The organism is Psychrobacter sp. DAB_AL43B, from assembly GCF_900168255.1.
Taxonomy (GTDB): Bacteria; Pseudomonadota; Gammaproteobacteria; order Pseudomonadales; family Moraxellaceae; genus Psychrobacter.
In genome coordinates this window covers 283,784-306,708 of sequence record NZ_LT799838.1, presented here as the reverse complement: position 1 = coordinate 306,708, position 22,925 = coordinate 283,784, and the positions used below count along the sequence as shown (strand labels likewise).

General features: G+C 44.0%; 18 protein-coding genes. 11 read left to right on the top strand and 7 right to left on the bottom strand.

What is annotated here, in order from left to right; all coding sequences use genetic code 11:
- Nucleotides 1-45 precede the first annotated feature (45 nt).
- The 4 genes from DABAL43B_RS01355 to lptM form a co-directional block, all read right to left on the bottom strand.
- Nucleotides 46-1,116: a tyrosine recombinase XerC gene (locus DABAL43B_RS01355; protein ID WP_079692986.1), complete on the bottom strand. Its 1,071-nt coding sequence runs from the start codon at nucleotides 1,114-1,116 to the stop codon at nucleotides 46-48.
- Between the two features lie 56 nt (nucleotides 1,117-1,172).
- Nucleotides 1,173-2,060, bottom strand: a complete 888-nt coding sequence (gene dapF / locus DABAL43B_RS01350; RefSeq protein WP_079690733.1) for a diaminopimelate epimerase — start codon at nucleotides 2,058-2,060, stop codon at nucleotides 1,173-1,175.
- 344 nt (nucleotides 2,061-2,404) lie between these two features.
- Entirely contained in the window at nucleotides 2,405-3,757 is a 1,353-nt protein-coding gene (gene lysA / locus DABAL43B_RS01345; RefSeq protein ID WP_079690732.1) for a diaminopimelate decarboxylase, read from the bottom strand.
- A gap of 95 nt (nucleotides 3,758-3,852) precedes the next feature.
- A complete protein-coding gene (gene lptM / locus DABAL43B_RS01340) occupies nucleotides 3,853-4,176 on the bottom strand; it encodes an LPS translocon maturation chaperone LptM (protein WP_079690731.1) in 324 nt (107 codons plus the stop codon).
- Between the two features lie 702 nt (nucleotides 4,177-4,878).
- Between lptM and DABAL43B_RS01335 the strand changes: the two genes are divergently transcribed.
- From DABAL43B_RS01335 to DABAL43B_RS01285, 11 genes are all read left to right on the top strand, one after another.
- Nucleotides 4,879-6,111, top strand: a complete 1,233-nt coding sequence (locus tag DABAL43B_RS01335; protein WP_079690730.1) for an acetate/propionate family kinase — start codon at nucleotides 4,879-4,881, stop codon at nucleotides 6,109-6,111.
- Nucleotides 6,112-6,204: 93 nt separating this feature from the next.
- Nucleotides 6,205-8,361 (top strand): phosphate acetyltransferase, encoded by a 2,157-nt coding sequence (gene pta, locus DABAL43B_RS01330; protein ID WP_079690729.1) that lies wholly within the window; start codon nucleotides 6,205-6,207, stop codon nucleotides 8,359-8,361.
- Between the two features lie 338 nt (nucleotides 8,362-8,699).
- Nucleotides 8,700-9,662: a nicotinate-nicotinamide nucleotide adenylyltransferase gene (locus DABAL43B_RS01325; protein ID WP_079690728.1), complete on the top strand. Its 963-nt coding sequence runs from the start codon at nucleotides 8,700-8,702 to the stop codon at nucleotides 9,660-9,662.
- A gap of 141 nt (nucleotides 9,663-9,803) precedes the next feature.
- Nucleotides 9,804-10,217, top strand: coding sequence for a ribosome silencing factor (rsfS, locus tag DABAL43B_RS01320; protein ID WP_079692985.1), 414 nt, complete (start codon nucleotides 9,804-9,806; stop codon nucleotides 10,215-10,217).
- 216 nt (nucleotides 10,218-10,433) lie between these two features.
- Entirely contained in the window at nucleotides 10,434-11,204 is a 771-nt protein-coding gene (locus DABAL43B_RS01315; protein ID WP_227516760.1) for an MOSC domain-containing protein, read from the top strand.
- A 6-nt stretch (nucleotides 11,205-11,210) separates the two neighbouring features.
- Nucleotides 11,211-12,089, top strand: coding sequence for an N-acetylmuramoyl-L-alanine amidase (locus DABAL43B_RS01310; protein ID WP_079690726.1), 879 nt, complete (start codon nucleotides 11,211-11,213; stop codon nucleotides 12,087-12,089).
- 60 nt (nucleotides 12,090-12,149) lie between these two features.
- Complete coding sequence (locus DABAL43B_RS01305) at nucleotides 12,150-12,896, top strand: type 1 glutamine amidotransferase (protein ID WP_079690725.1); 747 nt, start codon at nucleotides 12,150-12,152, stop codon at nucleotides 12,894-12,896.
- A gap of 23 nt (nucleotides 12,897-12,919) precedes the next feature.
- Nucleotides 12,920-13,117 carry a hypothetical protein gene (locus tag DABAL43B_RS01300; protein ID WP_079690724.1) on the top strand — a complete coding sequence of 66 codons (198 nt, stop codon included), beginning with the start codon at nucleotides 12,920-12,922 and terminating at the stop codon, nucleotides 13,115-13,117.
- A 594-nt stretch (nucleotides 13,118-13,711) separates the two neighbouring features.
- Nucleotides 13,712-14,902, top strand: a complete 1,191-nt coding sequence (gene kbl / locus DABAL43B_RS01295) for a glycine C-acetyltransferase (protein ID WP_079690723.1) — start codon at nucleotides 13,712-13,714, stop codon at nucleotides 14,900-14,902.
- 69 nt (nucleotides 14,903-14,971) lie between these two features.
- Nucleotides 14,972-15,997 (top strand): L-threonine 3-dehydrogenase, encoded by a 1,026-nt coding sequence (tdh, locus tag DABAL43B_RS01290; protein WP_079690722.1) that lies wholly within the window; start codon nucleotides 14,972-14,974, stop codon nucleotides 15,995-15,997.
- A 105-nt stretch (nucleotides 15,998-16,102) separates the two neighbouring features.
- Complete coding sequence (locus DABAL43B_RS01285) at nucleotides 16,103-16,282, top strand: hypothetical protein (RefSeq protein WP_079690721.1); 180 nt, start codon at nucleotides 16,103-16,105, stop codon at nucleotides 16,280-16,282.
- Between the two features lie 15 nt (nucleotides 16,283-16,297).
- Here the strand turns inward: DABAL43B_RS01285 and DABAL43B_RS01280 are convergent, their stop codons facing one another.
- From DABAL43B_RS01280 to purL, 3 genes are all read right to left on the bottom strand, one after another.
- Nucleotides 16,298-17,263: a restriction endonuclease gene (locus tag DABAL43B_RS01280; protein ID WP_079690720.1), complete on the bottom strand. Its 966-nt coding sequence runs from the start codon at nucleotides 17,261-17,263 to the stop codon at nucleotides 16,298-16,300.
- A 4-nt stretch (nucleotides 17,264-17,267) separates the two neighbouring features.
- Nucleotides 17,268-18,251 carry a hypothetical protein gene (locus DABAL43B_RS01275; RefSeq protein WP_079690719.1) on the bottom strand — a complete coding sequence of 328 codons (984 nt, stop codon included), beginning with the start codon at nucleotides 18,249-18,251 and terminating at the stop codon, nucleotides 17,268-17,270.
- 371 nt (nucleotides 18,252-18,622) lie between these two features.
- The gene (gene purL / locus DABAL43B_RS01265; RefSeq protein ID WP_079690717.1) at nucleotides 18,623-22,624 is read right to left on the bottom strand and encodes a phosphoribosylformylglycinamidine synthase; all 4,002 of its coding nucleotides are present in this window, start codon (nucleotides 22,622-22,624) and stop codon (nucleotides 18,623-18,625) included.
- Between the last annotated feature and the right edge of the window lie 301 nt (nucleotides 22,625-22,925).

The following is a 22,925-nucleotide window of genomic DNA, read 5'->3' as shown; positions in this document are numbered from 1 at the left end:
GCAGATTTTGATAAAAGGTGTTCTTAATAAAAGGAACTTTTAAAATTAAGTGGTTGAATCGCTATCTTTGGGCGCATGAGTGGCGCGTGGATGGGCGCGGTCATAGACTTGCGTGAGCTTAGCGAAATCAACATGGGTATAGATTTGGGTGGTACTAATATCGCTATGCCCGAGCATTTCTTGGACAGCACGTAAGTCGCCGCTACCCGATAGCATGTGGGAAGCAAAACAATGGCGTAATAGATGGGGATACATATTTTGGGCGATACCCGCACGTGTGGCTGCGACTTTTAGGCGTTGTTGTACCGCCCGCGTTGACAAGCGTGTGCCTAGTTTTTCACTAATAAATAATGCACTATCCATCTGCTCTACCCACAGATTACGGTGTGGCAAATAACGGCTAATCGCCTCTGCCGCTTTTGCACCTAATGGCACCAAGCGCGTCTTATTACCTTTACCCGTCACGCGTACTCGTAAATCAGACAAGTCCACATCCGCCATATCCAGCGCTACTAGCTCGCCGACGCGTAGACCACTACTATAAAGCAATTCAAACATCGCTTTATCACGCAACCATAAGCGCGCTTGTTCGGGTGTATCAGGGATTTCTTGGTCAAGTAATTGGGTCAATAAATCGATGTCAGCGATAGACGGTAATGGTCTGGGGCTGCGCTTAAGCTGATAGCCCGTCGTTGGGTTAATACGTGCCAAATCCTCTTCAATCAGCCAACCATAAAAATGGCGGATAGCCGACAGCTCTTGCTGGACGCTGGCAAGTGCCAGCTTGTCTTCATCGAGGCGCTGGCTAATATGCTGGGCTAATTGACGCTTATCACAGCGCGTCCATGTTAGGCGTTTACCACGCAGAAACAGCGCCAGTTGGTTTAAGCCCGCAAAATAAGCCGTCAATGTATGCGGCGAATGATTACGCACGGACAAGACATTTAGCCAACGATGGACAGGCGCTAGTAATTCGCGTAGCGCCGCATCTGCTTCTATGGTGATAGCTAATTCCGCTGATAACCATGCTTGCGGCTCTACTTTTAGATCTGTAGACTGACTTTTTTTTAGATCTGTAGACTGACTTTTTTTATTAGACACAACCTTATTAGACATAACCATAATATTTACCTAGCAGCGAACGTGCACCGCCTATTATCTACGACGAACCATTAACTTTCTGGGTTAGGCTTAATACCCGCTTGCGCCATCAGACCATCTGGGCTAAATACCCCTTCGTAAACAAAAGCAGTTGGTCCCGTCATCATGACTGAATAGCCCGGCTGCCATTTGATAACCATGCTGCCGCCATAAAGCTGTGCGCGTATATCTTCGCCTTCGTCAAGCCAGCCTTCGCGTATGCCGATTGCAACGGCTGCACAAGCGCCGGTACCACAAGCTTGCGTCTCACCGACACCGCGCTCATAAACCCGCAAACGAATATGACGCTGGTTCATTACTTGCATAAAACCGACATTGACGCGCTCTGGAAAGGCAGGATGCGATTCGATGGCTTTGCCCAAGGTTTCAACTTTTGCATCGAGTACATTATCGACTTTAATCACCGCATGCGGATTACCCATATTGGCGACATACAGCTGCACAGGCGTGCCATTAACGTCCAAATGATAAGCATTCTGAATTTTGGTCGTGGCTCTTGGTGTAAAAGGGATTTCGCTTGGCTCAAACTTCGGTTTGCCCATATCGACTTCTACCCAACCATAGCGGTCGGTGGTCAACGAGATAATACCACTTGCGGTCTCAACGCGCAGGCGCTGCTTAAATGACAGTTTGCGCGCTTGTACGAAACGGGCGAAACAGCGCGCGCCATTGCCGCACTGCTCGACTTCCATACCATCGGTATTAAAAATGCGGTAGCTAAAATCAACATCGGGGCGCATCGGTGGCTCGACCACCAGCAACTGATCAAAACCAATACCTAGATGACGATCACCCAATAACTGTACCAAATCCTTGGTCAACTCTAAGCGCTGAGTCACTAAATCGATGACCATAAAGTCATTGCCCAGCCCATGCATCTTAGTAAATTCTATTAGCATATCCCTGATATCCTATCCTATTTTTATGTATGTCTTATATTAGCACGCTGTCAGTTACAATCATAACTATCACCGTCATCAAATGCCAAGTTATATTCATCTCTTAATATTCATACATTTGATCAGAGCCTGCCATAAAAAAACCCACTATCATCACGATAATGGGTTGGTTTTAAGCGTCAAATATAGTCAGTTCAATATAAAAGAGGTACGTTAAAAATAGTTTTATGCTGGGTTAAATTTTCCTCGCTTACTGTTCGCAAGCGTGACAGAGGCTTTAGAAAATTTATCCCAGCAGCACTGTATCGTTTTTGAGGTGTTGCAACTACCGCTTGCCAATTAAATTAGCCTTGCCACAATGTTTCATTCGCATATAACGACTCAATGGTCTCGCGCTGACGAATCAGCTGATGGCGATCATCGGCAATCATCACTTCACTGGCACGTGGACGCGAGTTATAGTTGCTACTCATGGTAAAACCATATGCACCAGCACCCGTGATTGCCAAGATATCACCCGTTGAGAGCGATAATAAACGATCTTTCGCCAAAAAATCCCCCGTTTCACAAATAGCACCAACGATATCCCACGGCTGTGTGCCATCAGTATCAATACCATCGCTAGGTAAGATGCTTGGAATCACTGCCATTTCTGCCTGATACAGCGCCGGACGAATCAAATCATTCATCGCCGCATCGACAATCGCAAAGTTTTTATGTTCAGTAGGTTTTAATACGTCGACTTGCGTCAATAAAACACCCGCATTAGCAACGATACTACGACCCGGCTCAAAAAATACCGTCAAGCCAAGCTCACTAAGCTTCGGTAATAACGCAGCTGCAAAATCATCGATAGACACTGGCGTTTCATCGATGTAGCGCACCCCTAAGCCACCGCCCAAATCGATATGACGTAGCTCAACACCTTTTTCACGTAAGCTATGTACCAGCTCAATTATTTTGTCCAATGCTGCTACAAATGGCTCTACTTCAGTAAGCTGTGAGCCAATATGACAGTCAATACCAACGATATCGATATGAGACAGCTCCGCTGCTTGCTTGTAGACGGCTATCGCGTCTTCGTGGGCGACGCCGAACTTATTGTCTTTTAGTCCTGTCGAGATATATGGATGCGTCTTGGCGTCAACATCTGGATTGACCCGCAGTGATATCGGTGCTTTTTTATCCAACTGCGCCGCCACTTCATTAATTAAGGTCAGCTCACTAATGGACTCGACGTTAAAGCAGCTAATACCTTGAGTAAGAGCATATTCAATATCGCTGTAAGTCTTACCAACACCTGAGAATACAACCCGCGCAGCCTCGCCACCGGCGGCTAATACGCGCATCAACTCACCGCGAGAGACAATATCAAATCCTGCCCCTGCCTGCGCCAATACGCCAAGCACCGCTAGATTAGAGTTTGCTTTCACCGCATAACAAATCTGATGATTCAAACTGGCAAAGCTATCGGTGTAAGATTGATAAACATCTAATATCGCCTGTTTTGAATAGACATAACATGGCGTACCGTAGTGCTTGACCACCTCCTTAATACTGACTTGTTCCATATGCAAGGCGTCATTGCGATAGTGCAACGCAGGCAAGTGGGCAGTTAAGGCTTCAGGATTAATATAGAACCCTTGCTCAGTTTGGGTGGTGACTGTTTCGCCAGCTTTTTGCTCAGAATGACTCATATAAATATCTCGAATATAATCAGGGTAACAAGGTGAAAATAAAGTGTTAAAACAGTCTCAAAAAGTACTTTAACCGCTTTATTGTTTCGTAAAAATTAATAATCGTTAGGGTCGTTACTGGGTTCAGGCAGCTTAAAATTATCCGTATTTTGATAGTCTGTAGCTTGGTTATCATCGTCGATACCAGCAAAGGCAGTGTCCTGTGGATTGTTACCACTATCAAGTATCGCAGCGCTATCTCGAACTGTTTGGCTACTGGATTCTACAAGATATAAATCGCCTTTTTGCCCGCAGCCGCTTAAGGCTGTAACGCCTATCAGGACAGTAGTGCCGAGTATTAACTTATAAATAGCATGGCGACTGACACCAGTGACGGCGTTAGCGCATTCAGTTTTTGAGGTGCGTTTTACAGTAAACATAGAATGGATGACCTTAATCTTGCAATGGTTTGAATAGGATAAAAATCGCTATCAGTGAAAATGAAGCCAGCATACAACAGGAAAAAGATGACCATTTTTTAATCATAGCATTATTCCATAAAGCTGTGCGCCTACGCAGTCTGATTGCTGAATAAATTTGCAAAAATATAGCTATGAAGCCTCGAAAAAATCATCCTAGCAGCACTGTATATTTTTTAAAGTGACTCGGCTATATCAATAGACGATCTTGCTAACTGAAATCCATTTATAAAACCCTATTTATCAAGCTAGGATAAATTTAGACAAACTTACTTACAATTTTGATATAGGGGGTTTTTATTTTGCCATAGCTGTGAAACGCTGGCTAGCCTCGGTGTACACTTGTATTGAACAGTTAGAAACTTGCTTATTAAAACCTTATAGTTATCGTGGTATAACCTCAAAATTATGGTACATTATACTCAACCCTTGCGGCTGTGACGAGGCGCTAATGGGCTTCCGATTAACGCTTAAAGGCATTAAGAAGTATTTAAAAAGCCTTGGAAACATTCATAGCCCAAGCATGATGTCAATCAGCCGTATGATTGTTTGCCTATGTCAGCTGTCTGGCATATACCAGCAAAATATAGCTGGTTTTCGTTTATTTAACAGGTGGTCATCGATGATGATTACCCTTTATAAAATATAATCTAAGGATAGAGTATGAGCGCTGGCGTAACCACCACTTTTGATGACAAAAACTCTGAAACATCGACCCTAACCAATCCTACTTTGGTACTGAACTGCGGCTCCTCTTCAATCAAATATGCTTTGATTAGTGATGATGAAAGCACTCGTATCACTGGTCTTGCAGAAAACTTAGGTCTTGATACTGCTCGTATTAAACATACTGCTTTGAACGGCGAAAAACTTGAGATTGCTATCCCTGGTGGTCGTCATGAACTCGCTTTACAAAAAATCCTTGCCCTACTTGAACAGTATCACTTCATCGCTGTTGGTCACCGAGCGGTACATGGCGGCCGTGAATACTCAGAAGCCGTGCAAGTTGATGATCATGTCTTACAAGAAGTGAAACGCTTAAAAGTATTGGCGCCCCTACACAATCCTGCTAACGCTTTGGGTATCGAAGCGGTGCAAGCCATTTATCCTGATATTCCGCAAGTCGTGGTATTTGACACCGCTTTCCATCAAACCATGCCACCTGTCGCTTTCCGCTATCCGCTACCAAAAGCCCTTTATTCAGAACATAAAATCCGTCGTTATGGCTTTCATGGTACCTCGCATGCTTATGTATCAGAACGCGCCAGCGAGATTACTAGCGCGGAAGGACCACATGGTTGGTTGACTGCGCATTTAGGTAACGGCTGTTCAGCGACTGCTGTCTACGACGGTAAAAGCCTTGATACTAGCATGGGTTTAACGCCACTTGAAGGCTTAATGATGGGTACGCGTAGTGGTGATGTCGATCCTAGCCTACACATCCATCTAAAACGTCAATTGGGCATGAGCTTAGAAGAAATTGATAAAATGCTCAATAATGAAAGTGGTCTGCTTGGCATTTCAGGCTTATCGAATGATTTGCGTACCGTTGAGCAAGCCGCTAATGAAGGACACGAAGATGCCTTGCTTGCTATTGAGATGTTCTGCTATCGCGTTGCTAAATACCTTGCCAGTCTAAGCTGTGCCCTACCCAAATTTACCGGTATTGTCTTTACCGGTGGTATTGGTGAAAACTCTGTTACCACGCGTACACGTATTTTAGAGATGATGCCGCATTTTGGTATCAAAGTAGATGCCAATAAGAACGCTGACTTATATGCTGGCAAAGAAGGCAGTTTCCACACTGACGATAGCAGCATTGAGCTGTGGGTTGTGCCAACTGACGAAGAGTGCCGCATCGCGCAAGAAACTCGTGCAGCATTAGGTCTACAATAATCCTGATACAGTGGCTATAAGAATCACATGCTGATTCTTGTACGCTCAAGGATGACAGTCTCTTTAAAAATATAATAAACAGTAGGATATATTATGCAAACTATTTTACTTGTGCCAATCAGTCGCGGTATCGGTGTGACGTCAGCCGCTTTGGGCTTGATTCGTGCTTTTGATTATAACGGTATCAAAGCGGGTTTTATGAAGCCGTTTTTGCAAGACGATACGCTTGATAAGCAAAACAGTTTAGACAGCTCGAGCGCGTTAGCCATGCATGCATTTGGTCTGACGCCACCTAAATCTATCAGCCGTCAACGTGTTGAGCGTATGATTGGCGACGACAACCTTGATGACTTGATGGAAGAAGTGGTCGTCAACTATCATACCCTCGGCGATGATTACGATGTAGTGATCTGCGAAGGCTTGGTATCGACCACTGAGACCTCTTATGCGTCACAAATCAACCGTGCGATTGCCCATGCGCTAGATGCCAGAATCATCTTTGTTAGCACCGCTGATACCAGTAAACCTGCTTATTTAGCCGATAAGCTTGATGTCCATGCCCGTGAATTTGGTGGCATGGCAAGCGACCGTACTTTAGGTTGTATCTTGATGCGTATGCATGACTTGCCGAATACGCAAAGCACCTTAGAAAATCAAATCGTTGCCCCTGGTGAATCGATTGTGAGCTTGGACAGCGGCTTTATGCAAGAAGTCCAGCGCCTATCGCCACACTTCAATACCGAACAATTCCGCTTAATCGGTGTGGTGCCGTTTAGTGACTCGCTATCTGTGCCTCGTACTTGGGATATCGCCGCTGAGCTTGATGCGACATGGCTCAACGTTGGTGAAGCAAAATCACGCCGGATTAATCGCATTAGTTTGACCGCACGCTCGGTTGCACGCGTCGATGAAGTGTTTAAACGTGGCACCCTTATCGTCGTACCTGGTGACCGTGATGATTTGTTATTGGCAGCGGGTCTTGCCTGTATCAATGGTATTCCACTGGCAGGATTGGTCTTGACGGGCGGCGTCGTGCCCAGTCCGACGGTGGCTGAGCTTTGGCAATCGGCACTCAAAACTGGTATCCCAGTCATGAGCGTCGAAGATGACAGCTACGAGACCGTACAAAGCCTTGTCCATATGAGCGCTGAGATTCCAAGCGATGACACCGAACGTGCTGAAGAAGTGGCGCGTTATGTAGCAGCACACTTGGATCTCAGTTGGATTAAAGAATACTTTAGTCGCAATCATGAGCCGCGTCTGTCACCATCGGCATTTCGTCATCAAGTGGTCAAAAAAGCGCAAAGTGCCAAAAAACGTATCGTACTGCCAGAGGGCTCTGAACCACGTACGGTAGAAGCAGCTTGTATCTGCCAAAGCCGCGGTATTGCCAATTGTGTATTACTTGCTAAGCGTAGCGATGTCGAGCAAGTGGCCAAAAACCGCGACTTAATTTTGCCAGAAGGTCTGGAAATAATCGACCCTGACACTCTTGATATGGACAAATATATCGCTGCCGTCGTTGAACGACGTAAGGGTAAAACCAATGCCGAAGTCGCCGCCGAATACCTAAAAGACACCGTCTATTTGGGTACGACTATGTTGGAGATGGACGAAGTTGACGGCTTAGTCTCTGGTGCCATTCATACTACTGCCAACACCGTACGCCCAGCATTCCAGTTGATTAAAACGGCGCCGCAGTATTCTTTAGTTTCGTCAATTTTCTTTATGCTATTACCAGAGCAAGTGGTGGTATATGGTGATTGCGCTATTAATCCTGACCCGACTGCCGAAGAATTGGCTGAGATTGCTATTCAGTCGGCGCAGTCGGCGGCAGCCTTTGGTATCAATCCAAAAGTTGCCATGATTAGCTATTCAACAGGTGCTTCAGGAACCGGCGCAGACGTCGAAAAAGTCATTCGTGCGACCCAAATCGTCCGCGAGCGTGCCCCGCATCTCGCCGTTGATGGACCGTTGCAGTATGATGCGGCTTCTGTGATGAGCGTCGGTAAACAAAAAGCGCCAGACTCACCGGTTGCTGGACAAGCAAACGTCTTTATCTTCCCAGACCTTAATACGGGTAACACCACTTATAAAGCGGTGCAACGTAGCGCCAATGTGGTCAGTGTCGGTCCGATGTTGCAAGGTTTGAATAAGCCCGTCAATGACTTATCACGTGGTGCATTGGTCGATGATATTATCTATACCATCGCCCTTACCGCCATTCAAGCGCATAGCGACGCGATTTAATTGCGTTAAAATTTATGCGTAATCATTCTATATTTAACCGACTATCACCATGATGGTCGGTTTTTTATTGGCTATTTTTTATGGCTTTTAAGCGCTATAGTCAAGGCAGAGCAAAATCAATAGGCTGATAGCCACAGCCACGTGCTACTGGGATAAATCTTCCTCATTTGTTGGGCGCTTTACGCTCCAGAGGCTTCGAAAAATTTATCCCAGTAGCACTGTATGGTTTTTTTAATTGCTTTAACTATATTAATGACAGCTGCCTACTTGCACTCTACAATACAAGACTTGCTTGCTCAATCTACTTTATCCATATCAATTTATTTTTTAACGTATCTATGCCAGAGATTAATTTTAAGCAAAAAAAGAAATATCAATATTCGATTGCCCCTGCCATTCGTGCTTATTTGGGCGGCTCATTTGATCCTGTGCATAATGGTCATTTGCAAATGGCATTGTACGTTTATCAATACTTATTGCCGATAGCGGAGCAGCAACAGCGCGCGCTGCATGTATCGCTGCTACCCAATGCGCGCTCGCCTTTTAAAGAAAATAGCACAGACCCTGAGCACCGCTTAGCCATGCTAAAACTCGCAACACAAGACACACCGCTACAGATTAATGAGCTCGAGCTGTGGCAAACGCCGCCTGTCTATACTATCGATAGTGTGCAGACATTGCGCGCCCGCTACCCGCATGACAGTTTGATATTTATTATGGGCATGGACAGCGCGCGTAGTCTAGATAAATGGAAAGAGGGTTTACGACTCACTGATTATGTCAATCTATGGGTTTTTGATCGTAGTAGCCTGTCTGACAGTGACAACACTCTTTTTGATAACACAATTTTTAAAACTGATAAATTTTTTTATGACACTGATAAAAACTTTAATGATAAAAAAACAATGACGCAGGATATGTCTGTTTTGCAGGCTCCATTACGATCTCAATTATCCACGCCGCTGCAAAACTTAACCGTTAGTTTAGCCACTGAGTTATTAACGCCCATCGCTCAAAACTTAACAGACAGCGGTGTCCTAAAAAACAACTATCAAGGCTACCTTTATATAGACTCGCGCCCTGTCGCCGCAATATCGAGTACCCAAATACGCCAGCAGTTACAGCAGACGGAAAATCGATTGAATATAATGCCTTTAGCCGAAACGCAAATTACATCTGTACCACCAATAAATGATATCATAAGCAATACTAAACCCAATCCATTAGCTAAATGGCTAAATCCTGCTGTTTATCAATATATTATCGTCCATCAGCTATATTCTGCTGCTCAATTCCGTTAAAATCGCCTTATCTTTGTCATTTTGCTCATCCTGTCTTTATATGTGACTGGCTATATAGGCTCAGTTGGACAATATAAATGCATGCAAATTGACAATTTACCATTTTATTTTAAATATTTACGATTCAAGAGATTAAAATTTATGACCAATACCATGACTGAAGAACGCTTACAAGAATGCTTGACCCTTGTTGAAAGCGCGCTAGACGATATGAAAGCTAAAAACATAACCGTAATGGATGTAGCAGACTTAACTGACGTGATGGAACGCATCGTCATCGCTGACGGTACGTCTAAACGCCATGTGCGTGCGATGGCTGACAGTGTCGGTGCTGAAGCAAAACTGGGCGGCTTTATGCCACTTGGCCGTGAAGGCGGTATCGATTCTGACTGGACGTTAATTGATTTGGGTGCAGTCGTCGTGCATATGATGACGCCGCAAGCACGTGAGTTCTATGACTTAGAAGGCCTATGGTCGTCGCCTGAACAATTGGCTGAGCTGGTCGCCGTGCCGCGTGAAAAGAAAACAGCGGGTCGTCGCAATAAAAATAAATAATCCTACTTATTGCCAACACTGCTTAAGAAAAAGACCAGATGACTATTCTGGTCTTTTTTTGTTTAAAATTTAGCGCTAATAAAATTTAAGGCATTGAAGCCGTATAATCCGGCGAATGATTAGGCTAAGATAATACCCATTATTAATACTAGCAACTACAAAGCCACTTACCTAATAAGTCTTTATAGATTAGGAAAATCAATGAGCTTAACACCTATGAACATAGAATCGATAGAATCCACCATCCAAAAAAATACAGCTGACTTTAACCAAACCCTGCCGCTACATATCGCTAACTTAACTTGCGTCCGTGCTGGTAAAGCTATGCCATTCGCCCGTGAGCAAATGAGCGCTATTGATAAAGCGCCCATCAAAGCACCTGTCGCCGTCAACTTTATGGGCTTGACCACTGATGAGCAAGCCGACCGCCGTCATCATGGTGGTCCGTTAAAAGCCGTACATCAATTGCCGCCTGCCACTTATGAGCAGATTAATACCGAGTTTGGTTTAAAGGTACGTGTCGGTACATTAGGTGAAAACCTGACGACGGAAGCGGTGAATGATTTGCCAGAAATGACGGAAGCAACGGTTTGTATTGGCGACGTTTTTCAGTATGGGCAAGATGAAGTCATTGATGGGAATGGCGCGGACAGTGTTCAATTACGCATCGTTCAACCGCGTCGCCCTTGCTACAAAATCAATGACCAAATCGGACAGTTTACTAAAGTACCCAATATCGCTTCTTGGGTGAGCAAACAAGGTATCGCTGGTTGGTATTTTGAGGTTGTGCGTGATGGCATGATTGATGCTGATTTGCCTGTCTATTTAATCGAGCGACCTTATCCGTTCGCTAACCTTCAGAAACTATGGCAATTGTCGAACTCAAAAGAGAAATTTGACGCAGAAGTGATTGAGCCATGGCTAGCGATTGAATGTTTGGAGAAGAGTTGGAAGACGGTTTTGGCGAAGAAGATTGAGAAGGGTTAGCATTTCATGGCAAAAAATATCTTTTTAGCATTAGCATGTGGCTTAACACTGCCCTTAATAGGCTGCGTGACGACCTCTCAAGTAGCCACCACTGAGAGCTATGTCATAGATAGCGAAACCCATCAAGCCTCTGGCAAGAGCGAGCGTATTAAATCCATTGTCCTGCATTATACGGTGAGCAATAATGCCAGATCTATAAAAACATTGACCACTGGAAATGTGAGTGCGCATTACCTGATTTTAAACAACGACGATGACAAAATTTATAACTTAGTGCCAGAAAACGAACGTGCTTGGCATGCGGGTAATGGTGGCTTTGCAGGCAGAACGATACTCAACGACACCTCTATCGGCATCGAGATTGTAAATAGCGGCATTAAACCTGAATATCGAAACGCCTTAAAAAATGGCAAGCTCGATTACCATCCTTACGAGCACTATGTCGAATTTGATGAATTGCAGATTAAAAAAGTCGGGCAACTGGTACAAGACCTAGCAAAGAGATATAACATCTCACCAAAAAATATCATTGGTCATGCGGATATGGCACCTTCGCGAAAAATCGACCCCGGTGCGAAATTCCCGTGGCAACAACTGTATACAGAGTATGGCATTGGCGCTTGGTATGACGAATTTGATAAGCAATTCTTTATGAATCAAGACGAGTTTGCATCGGCAACGATACCTGAGATCAAGCAAGCATTTCGCGATTACGGTTATCAAATCAATGATAGCGATGAGTGGGATAAAAAAAGCCGTGATGTTATTTATGCCTTTCAATTACACTTTCGCCCGCAGCAACCAACGGGCGAGATGGATTTAGAAACTTATGCGATTTTAAAGGCGCTCAATAAGAAGTATGCTGATCGTGATGACTTTTATTGAGTTCCATTTCTAGATGTTTGAAACGTTCACTCAGCGAATTTTGCTAATCGAAGGTATAAAATGACACTACGCATCCACGCCCTATTCCATACCGATTACGAAGACCTGAGTTTCATCAAACAATGGGCAAATAGCCACCATCATAGGATGACTGTCAGTCGATCTTACGATAACGACTCCTTGCCAGCGCAAGACCACTTTGATTGGCTCATCGTGATGGGCGGACCAATGAGCGTCCACGATGAGGAGGAATATCCTTGGTTAATCGCTGAAAAGCATTTGATTAGACAAGCTATTGATGCCGGAAAAACGGTGATCGGTATCTGCTTAGGGGCGCAACTGCTCGCGCATTGTTTGGGCACCAACGTCCAGCCGTCTGGCGTAAAGGAAATCGGTTGGTTGCCAATGCAATTGACGCCCGCAGGTCTGGCGCATCCTTTATTACAGGATTTACCTAAGCAAGATTTTACCGTCTTTCACTTCCATGGTGATGGTTTTGACTGTCCAAAAGGCGCTAGTATTATCGCATCAACGGAGGCTTGGGTGAATCAAGGGTTTATCTATCAAACTCCGCAGCATAAAGCGCTTGGCGCTTGGGTAATGGGTTGGCAATGTCACTTTGAAGTAACCAAAGAAAGCCTTGCTAAAATGATAGTAAATGGCAGTGATGCTATCCAAAGTGGACTTAAGAGCTATCCCGAAACCGTACAATCAGCCGCTGAGATAATAGCGCGTGGCGATCAATATATTGCCGACAACAACGCAAGATTAGCCGCTATACTAAATCGGATGGCGAATAGCGGATAACTAAATAGTCAGGAGAATGAACCATGGGTAACTCACAACCAAATGAGCAAGACGAGCTGCAAAAGTATTTAGAAGAAAAAGCCAAACAAGAGCAAAAAGAACAGCAGGAAGCCGAGCCTCTCTCTGCCTATGATGCTTGTGTATTAAAAGAAAGTGCGAAGATTCATGAGTTGATCGCTGAGGCTCAAAGAGTGACTGTTGAAAGTTCGAAGGATGAATAGCCATCAATGAGTTAAGGTGTGATTATGAAAAACAACTGGACGTTTTGGGGATCTTGGGTCAGTGTTAATGCCATTGTAAGCTTAATTTAGGGCAATATAGCCATCTACCCGTCAATACCTTCTATCATTGGCATGGTGGATTTTTGTCTTTAATGGTGGCTGCCATGACCGTCTTGGTGACTCTTATCGGTATAGGTCGAGCTAAGTGATTTTAGTTGTATTGAAAGCTCGTAAGTTGGATGGAGGTTACTTGCCAGCCGATATTACGAAGATGTGCAAGTTGATGTCTTATGCTTGAAGAGACAGGACTAGGCAGCCCTGAGGCCCATACTATAACCAAGCAACACTATATAGTTTCAAAAAAACAATCCTATCCACCAGCTATTTGGGCTACTTATTGAGATGGGCTAATGATAAAATCACCGCTTACGGGGTTATAGATAGTATCACTGCTCGCACCATATCGTTGGTTTCCCATATCGTTAGTTTTACTGAAGACTAGGATGATGCGCGGCTTTGATAGTTTGGTCCTATCAGTAGTCCTAATATCTGCATTATCAATGCAGACGCCAATAATATTAAAAAGGAATTTTTATGTATCAAGCCTTTCAGAAGCATCTACAGCAAGAAATCAGCGATATACGCGCGGCAGGGCTGTATAAAACCGAGCGCATTATCACCTCCCCGCAAGATGCGCTAATCAAGATCGCCGATGGCCGTGAGGTGCTTAACTTCTGTGCCAATAATTACCTTGGATTGTCTGACCACCCTGAGATCAAAAAGGCGGCTATCCAAGCCATTGAAAACTCAGGTTATGGTATGTCATCGGTGCGTTTTATTTGTGGTACGCAAGATTTGCATAAGCAATTAGAGGCGGCGATTTCTAAGTTTTTTAATACCGAAGATACGATTCTTTATGCCGCCTGTTTCGATGCCAATGGCGGTGCATTTGAGCCATTGCTGACCGGCGAGGATGCCATTATTTCTGACTCGTTAAATCATGCCTCAATCATTGATGGTGTGCGCCTGTGTAAAGCCGCGCGTTATCGCTATGCCAATGCGGATATGCAAGATTTAGAGTCTCAATTACAAGCGGCGCAAGCACAGCGTTTTCGTTTAATTGTGACCGATGGTGTATTTTCAATGGATGGTAATGTGGCGCCAATGGATGAGATTTATGCGTTGGCACAAAAATATGATGCCATGGTGATGATTGACGAGTCGCATTCAGCAGGCGTCGTCGGTCGCACTGGTGGCGGCGTGACTGAATTGTTTAATCTACGTGGTGATATTGAGCTTATCACTGGTACCTTAGGCAAGGCATTTGGCGGTGCTATCGGCGGCTTTACTACGGGTAAAAAAGAAATTATTGAGATGTTGCGTCAACGCTCGCGCCCGTATCTGTTTTCAAACTCCATTCCTCCCATGGTGGCTGCGGCTGGGGTAAAAGCGTTTGAGATGCTAGCGCAAGACAATACCCTACAAGACCAATTGCATGAAAATACCGCCTATTTTGTTAAGCAAATGCGAGATGCGGGCTTCGATATCAAGCCCACCGAATCGGCAATTTGTGCGGTTATGCTTTATGACGCCACTGTCTCCCAACAAATGGCAGATGCGCTACTTTGCGAGGGCATTTATGTGATTGGCTTCTTCTACCCTGTCGTACCCAAAGACGAGGCTCGCATTCGTGTCCAGCTCTCTGCCGCCCATACTCGCGAGCAGCTAGACCAGTGTATCGCCGCCTTTATCAAAGTCGCCAAGCAAATGAAGGTGATTGATTAGGGCATGTCTAACACACCCTAAAAGTAGTTCAGTATTTATTTTTTAAACGCAGTTAAATAAGAGAAAAGTATGAAAGCACTGGTTAAAGCCCATGACAAAAAAGGCATCTGGATGCAAGACATGCCAGAACCTACAGTCGGCATCAATGACGTTAAAATAAAAATTAAAAAAACCGCCATTTGTGGTACAGATTTGCACATTTATAAGTGGGATGAGTGGTCACAAAACACCATAAAGACGCCGATGATTATCGGACATGAATACGTCGGTATCATTAGTGAAGTGGGCGATGGTGTGCAGCATTTTGAAGTGGGTGACCGAGTCACAGGCGAAGGGCATATCGCTTGCGGGCATTGCCGCAACTGCCGCCGTGGTAAGCTACATGTGTGCGAAAACACCATAGGCGTGGGCGTTGACCGCGATGGCGCGTTTGCCGAATATTTGGTGATACCTGCCGATAATGTCATAAAACTCGATGAGCGTATCAGCGATGAGATGGCAGCCATTATGGACCCCTTTGGCAATGCCACTCATACCGCCTTATCCTTTCCTGTCCTTGGTGAGGATGTGCTGATTACCGGTGCGGGGCTGATTGGTTCAATGGCAACGGCGATTTGCCGATTTGCAGGGGCGCGTAATATTGTGGTCAGTGATATCAGCGACTATCGCCTAGAGCTTGCCAAAAAAATGGGCGCAACGATGACCATAAACCCAGCCAAAGGTGAAACCATCGAAGGCGCCATTGCTGAGTTAAAAATGCACGGCTTTGATATTGGGCTTGAGATGTCTGGCTCGCCTCAGGCCTTTGATTCGATGATTAGTAACATGTATAACGGCTCTAAAATCTCTCTCTTGGGCATTTTACCTAACACCACCACGGTGGATTGGAGCAAGATTATTTTTAAGGCGCTAACTCTGAAAGGTATTTATGGGCGTGAGATGTGGGAGACGTGGTATCAGATGGAGCAAATGCTGATTAGCGGTATTGATTTGTCGCCAATCATTACCCATCGCATGCACATCGATGACTTTCAACAAGGCTTTGATATCATGGAAAGTGGGCAATGTGGTAAGGTGATTTTAAGCTGGGATTGATTTTGGTGATTCGTGATTAGCTTTTAAATTGTCAACACTTATAAAACGGTACTGATTTCAGTGCCGTTTTTTTTGGATATTAAAAAGTAAGAAGAGAGGTAAACTATGAATAACTCTGAGCAAGCCGATCTGCAAAAATATCTAGAAGAAAAAGCCAAACAAGCGCAAGAAAAAGAGCAGGAAGTTGAGCCGCTCTCTGCGTATGAAGCTTGTGTGCTAAGAGAAAGTGCTAAGATTCATGAATTGATCGCTGAGGCTGGGAATAGTAACTTGGAACGTGAGTGAGTGAATCAAATCAGATTACAGCACATTACCAAATAAGTCACTCACACTTAAACCGACATCATAAAGCGATATTTCATGGTCAGCACTACCTATACATTTTATTTCAGGAATTTGAGTTTTTTGACGTAGACCCAAATCGATATGACCTGAAAAAATCTTGTTACTTTCTATATTCAATATTTTGGTTATGTCAATTTGTATCTTAACTCTTGATCCTGCGAAAATCATTTCCGAATTATGAACATCTGATCTTTCAACTCTAGCTAAATCTTGATAATCATGAGAGCTTTGCGAAAATGTCATTAGCGATGGAAGTTCTACAACCTCTTTCATAAAATAAGTTGTCGCTTTTATCTTAAATTTTTCAATACTTCTGTCGAGTAAATCCATACATCCAGCATAACCTTCTACTTGTAAATCATATGGAAAATCCTTTACCTCTTCATTTCCATTTATTGCGTATTTCAACTTATTAAAAATAGTATCGATAAAGTCATTTTTAACTCTGAACGCATTTACAACTTCTTGAAGATTGGCTTTTGGTAATTCATTAAATACTAGATGTATATCTAAAGGATAAAAACCATAATACCCGATCTCCAACTTAGATCGACGACCCCATGTATGTGCTAATTCAGATGAGTGTTCTGTTAGTGTATGTAGAAAAATACCGTGTGTTTCTGCCTTTTTAGTTGCACCTTCAGTAAAACCTGAGCTAGATACTGCTACCATCGTAAAAGCTTCAAGACTCAACTTTCTACCTATTAATTCTTCAATCCATTTTACATCTTGAGGTGCGCTATGATGTCTGCACTCAATATGGCTTTTGAGACCATTATGATTAATTGAAATATCAATTTGTCTCATCTGCTTTAGATTATCAGGGTCAGGGATTTTGTCATTCCAAACTACTTCACTTCCTGAATCGACCATAATTGAAACTATACGACTAACTATTTTCTCGAACTCTTTTGGAGACATTAATCTACCCCCTACCTTCAGATAGTCTATATATATTATGATCTAACTCATCCATCTCATAGCCTAATCCTTCTATTTGAGAGATTACTTCTCCAACAATATCAAAATCCTCATGACTGCTATTCTTAACTTTAATAAAGAGCTTCCCTGAATTAAAACTTACTTTTTCTATAAGAAAACTAAATTCCGCTAAGACCTCTTGTAGGTTTATAGCTAATTCGTCTTTATCTCTGACTCTATCAAGATAAAACTCTAAAATATTGGGTTCTTCATGACTATAAAAATCTAGTTGGTGTGCTGACGCATTTCTTATAAACTGAGTTTTGTTGTTGTAGTTTACGGATTTAGAGCTCATAGAATGAGAGAGGCGACTGACAGATACTTGAAGATCTTTAAGGGTGTCTAACACATATCTATCAACAGAAACTGTTTCTTCAGTAATTAATGGAGCTTTAAACGCACCATAGTTTTTTAAGAAGGTAGAATAATTTTCAGGGTCATTTTCATATGCTTTATAAGTCTTTTTTATTCTATCTTTTAAATTTTCTTTAAAAATTTCAATATCATGATATCTTAAGTCTTTTGGGTAACTTAGGTGCTCAATCACAGAAGTATCAAAAGAATATGGTGTTACCTCATCTTTTATAATAATAGTCGGTTTATCAAAGGCTAAACGTAAACCTAGTTCAAACATGACATTAGGATTTCTACCGCTTATATCGCAAACTATCATCGGATTATCATATAAGTTTTGAACAATACGTTTATGAATAACACCTATATCATCCGCATCACTGACTAATCTAGCTTCAAAATTAGCTTCTTTAATAGCAGACTCTATTATCCTTTTGACATCTTTCCAATGAGATTCAGGATAGCCCTCCATACTTGCAATAGGCATTACAATGCCACATTTTTTTGGTAAATTATCGTCTGATTTTTCGTGTGGCTTGTTTTCGACTTTATTCGGTTCAGATTGATTGTTCATTCTAATCTCCAAAGAAAACAATTAGTTCGTAGGGTGCGCCCAGCGCACCAATAAGGCTAAAATTAAAGTTCAGACTAATTTATCATAAAATGGTCATTCAGAAGCGCGTTTTAGCCCTGATTGTAGCGGATATACTTGGTTGGTCACTGGGCTGCGGGGGCTTGGCTAGAGGTGGTCGCTCGAATGTTGGAACACCTCTCGCCTTAGCCACCGCCCCAGTGGACGACCAAGATAGTAGCGAAAAGCAGGATTGGCTCCCCTACTTCTCAAAAACCCAAACCCCAAACACAAAAAAGGTGAGCCTAAGCCCACCTTCTTATTTTAAAAAACAGCTGTCTAAAACAATTATCTAAACGAACTTAGCCTATATCTTAACGCAACCAAGCACGCGCATTACGGAACATACGCATCCACGCGCCATCTTCGTCCCAGACAGCCGGTTTCCAGCTGTGATTGTAGGCACGTAGCGTACGCTCAGGATGCGGCATCATGAGCGTAACGCGACCATCGGTGCTACACAGACCAGTGACACCGCCAACCGAACCGTTTGGATTGAGCGGATACGTTTCAGTTGGCTGACCTTGGCTATCGACAAAGCGCATAGCGAGTTGACCGTGTTTTGCCATGCCATCGATTTCTGTCTCGTTAAGCGTCGCATAGCCTTCACCATGAGCAACCGCAATCGGTAAGATACTGTCTTGCATACCTTTAAACAGAATAGACTTGGTACGCTCGACTTTGACGTTGACCGTACGCGCTTCAAAGCGAGCTGATTTATTGGCGATAAAGCGTGGGAAGTTTTCCGCACCTGGGATGAGGTCTTTTAACTGCGCCATCATCTGACAACCGTTACAGACGCCAAGTGAGAAAGTATCAGGACGGGCAAAGAAGCGTACAAACTGCATGCGTAATTCGTCATGGAACAAAATAGAGTTCGCCCAACCTGAACCTGCGCCCAATACATCACCATAGCTAAAGCCACCACAAGCGACCAGACCATCGAAGTCACGTAGATTGATGCGACCGCTGAGCAAGTCGCTCATATGCACGTCGACCGCTTCAAAGCCAGCTTGAGTAAAGCCTGCTGCCATTTCTGTCTGACCGTTGACACCTTGCTCACGTAAGATCGCGACTCTTGGTTTGTTTTCGCGACTAGCTAAATATGGCTCTTCAACCTTTTGATTGAGATCAAAGTTTGGCGCAGCGATAAGACCTTGATAGCTAGTATCTGCAATCAAGTCATACTCTTGCTGTACGCAAGCAGGGTTATCACGGCGGCGAGCGATCTGATAGCTGACCTGACTCCATTCTTGCTGCAACTCAGTACGGCTAAAGCGTAAGGTATCATCACCCATCAGCGTTGGTGTTTGGATAATTAAAGTATCTTCCTCAGTGCTTTGACCAACAAGGCTAAGCATGTCGCTAACGTTATATTCTTCTGCCAATGCCATCAATGCGGCGACGTCTTCTGGCATGACTTGAATAACCGCGCCTAGCTCTTCACTGAATAATTGACCTAATAAATTATCATCGGTCAATGACAGCTTGATACCTTGACGACTGCTAAATTGCATCTCAGCGATAGTCGCAAGCAGACCACCATCACCGATATCGTGATAAGCACTGATAACATCTTGCTCGTTACCCGCTTGGATAAAGTTAAAGAAATCGATCAAGTCACTTGGCTGTGCTAAATCTGGGCAGTCATTGCCTAATTGGCTTAAGGTTTGCGCGAGGATTGAGCCACCTAAACGCAGTTGTCCTTTGGATAAATCAATACGATAAAACGCGCTATCGCCGTTAATGAGTTCAGGCGTTAAGGTTTTTGCAACGTCAATAACAGGCGCAAAAGCCGTAATCACTAAGCTCATTGGTGAAACGACTGATTTATCTTGGCTGCCGTTTTCGTCTTCATCCGTCCAATTGGCACGCATCGATAGCGAATCTTTACCGACTGGAATGGCAATACCAAGCGCTGGGCACAACTCTTCACCAACGGTATATACCGCATCAAACAAAGCGGCATCTTCTGTATCATCGCCACATGCTGCCATCCAGTTTGCCGACATCGTAATATCTGATAGCTGGCTAATACGCGCACCAGCGATATTGGTGATTGCTTCACCAACTGCTAAACGCGCAGAAGCTTTTGGGCTAATAAGCGCAACAGGTGTGCGTTCACCAACGCTCATCGCTTCACCGCTCATTGGCTGACCATCAAGCGCGATTAATCCTGAAGCGGTAATCGCGCAATCTGATACTGGCACTTGATAACGACCAACATACTGATCGCGGACGACCATACCAGTGATAGAACGGTCACCAATACTAATTAAGAATGACTTGCTAGCGACAGTTGGATGACGTAAGACGTCTTTGATTGATTCAGCTAGATTAACCTCGTCAAGTTGTAATACTGACAAGGTAGTCTCTTGACGGCTAAAGCTACGCTTCATCTGCGGCGTACCACCAAGCAAGACTTGCATTGGCATATCGACTGGCTGTTCCGCTAATAATTCATCATCAACGATCAGCTGACGAATATCAGTTGCCGTACCCAAGATGGCATATGGGCAGCGCTCACGAGCGCAGATGGCATCGAACTGCGCTTCACTTTCAGGGCGAATCGCCAATACGTAACGCTCTTGCGCTTCGTTTGACCAAATCGCCATCGGTGACATGCCAGCTTCTAACGACGGAATACGGCGTAAATTTAGATGCGCGCCCATTTCATGGTCATTGACCAGCTCAGGCATAGCATTTGATAAGCCACCTGCACCGACGTCATGGAGAGAAACAATTGGGTTGCCATCTTTACCGTTGTTGCTGGCATCGACATCATTACCCGCTAAGGCCCAGCAGCGATCCATCACTTCTTGGCAGCGACGTTCCATCTCAGCGTTATCACGCTGAACGGATGCAAAATCCAAACCTTCATCTAATGAACCACTATCAACAGAAGATGCTGCGCCGCCGCCCAAACCAATTTGCATGGCAGGGCCACCAAGGACGATTAATAGATCACCTTGCTGAATAGAATTCTTTTCAATGAGGTTACGTTTGATATTGCCGTAACCACCTGCCAGCATAATCGGCTTATGATAGCCACGCATTTGGCTACCATCTTTTGCCGCTGAGGTATCAAGCTGGAAACTACGGAAATAACCGCATAGGTTTGGACGACCAAATTCATTAGAGAAATTAGCACTACCTAATGGTGCTTCAGTCATAATTTCAAGACTGGTTGCCATACGATCCGGCGTACCATAATCCTGCGTGCTCAATTGACCAGACTGTTCCCATTTCTCGGCAAGCTCTGGGATATGTAAGTGCGACACATGGAAACCCGTTAGACCGGCTTTTGGCTTACCGCCACGACCCGTTGCGCCTTCATCGCGAATCTCACCGCCTGCACCGGTTGCTGCACCTGCATAAGGGGCAATCGCGGTTGGATGGTTATGAGTTTCGACTTTCATTAAGATGTCGATTTCTTCTTGATGAAAATCGTAAGGATGCGCAGAGTTTGCATCCATAGCATCAGTAGGAACGGGATAAAAACGCCAGCCTGCAGACCCTGCCATTACTGCTGCGTTGTCTTTATAAGCAGACAAAATGCCTTGCGGATTGGCTTTATAAGTATTCTTAATCATCTGAAATAATGATTTTGGTTGTACTTCACCATCAACTGTCCACTCAGCGTTGAAAATCTTATGACGGCAATGCTCTGAGTTCGCCTGTGCAAACATCATCAGCTCAACGTCAGTCGGATTGCGCTTTAGCTCATTAACGTAAGCATTCATTAAATAATCAATATCTTCGCTCGATAAGGCAAAACCAAATTCTGTATTGGCAGCCTCTAACGCTGACTGCCCTTCGCCGATGACATCAATATGATTGAGCGATGCTGGCTGCTGGTCATCAAATAGCTTGTTTACTTCTGTTAAGTCATAAACCAAGCTTTGGGTCATACGGTCAAATAATAACTGCTCGGCTACCTTTGGCAAATGCTTACTAGCAGCATTACCCTCAAGTGTTAGGGTATAAACGATAACGCGCTCAACGCGATTGATCGCAATTTCACAGTTATTAAAAATATCGGTCGCTTTACTTGCCCATGGCGAAATCGTACCAAAACGCGGACCAACAATGACTTGTAGTTGATTGTCTTGTGGGGCTTCAAGTACAGTCGTACTGTCAACTGCAAGTAGATCTAGCGCCTTTTTATGCTCATCACCGTCTAATTCCCGTGACAGCACATAAACTTGCTGAGTATTAATTTGGCTGACATTTAGTTCGGTTTTTTGCTGAAACTGACTGATGAGTTGCTGCGTCTGAAAATCGGTAAGAAACGGTTGTCCGGCGATGGTCATCATAAAGGCATATTCCATAGGATATAGGCAAGAACAGGCATCTCTGCCATGCAAAGTAAATGGTCCGCGTATTATAACAAGAAGCCCTGTAATAAGCAGGTCTAAACCAAGATAAATTGCTAATAAGCGCCGCCAAACAATCACTAAACCGCTGCTATAAAGGAAGCTAGCGTTACTTTTTAAGCACTATTTAAGCACTATTTAAGCACTATAATTTCATAGCAGAAACTTTAAATCTCTGCCGTCACAATTTTTACCTAAAACTTGTAATCCTTACAAACACTCACATCGCCTTACTGGCAAC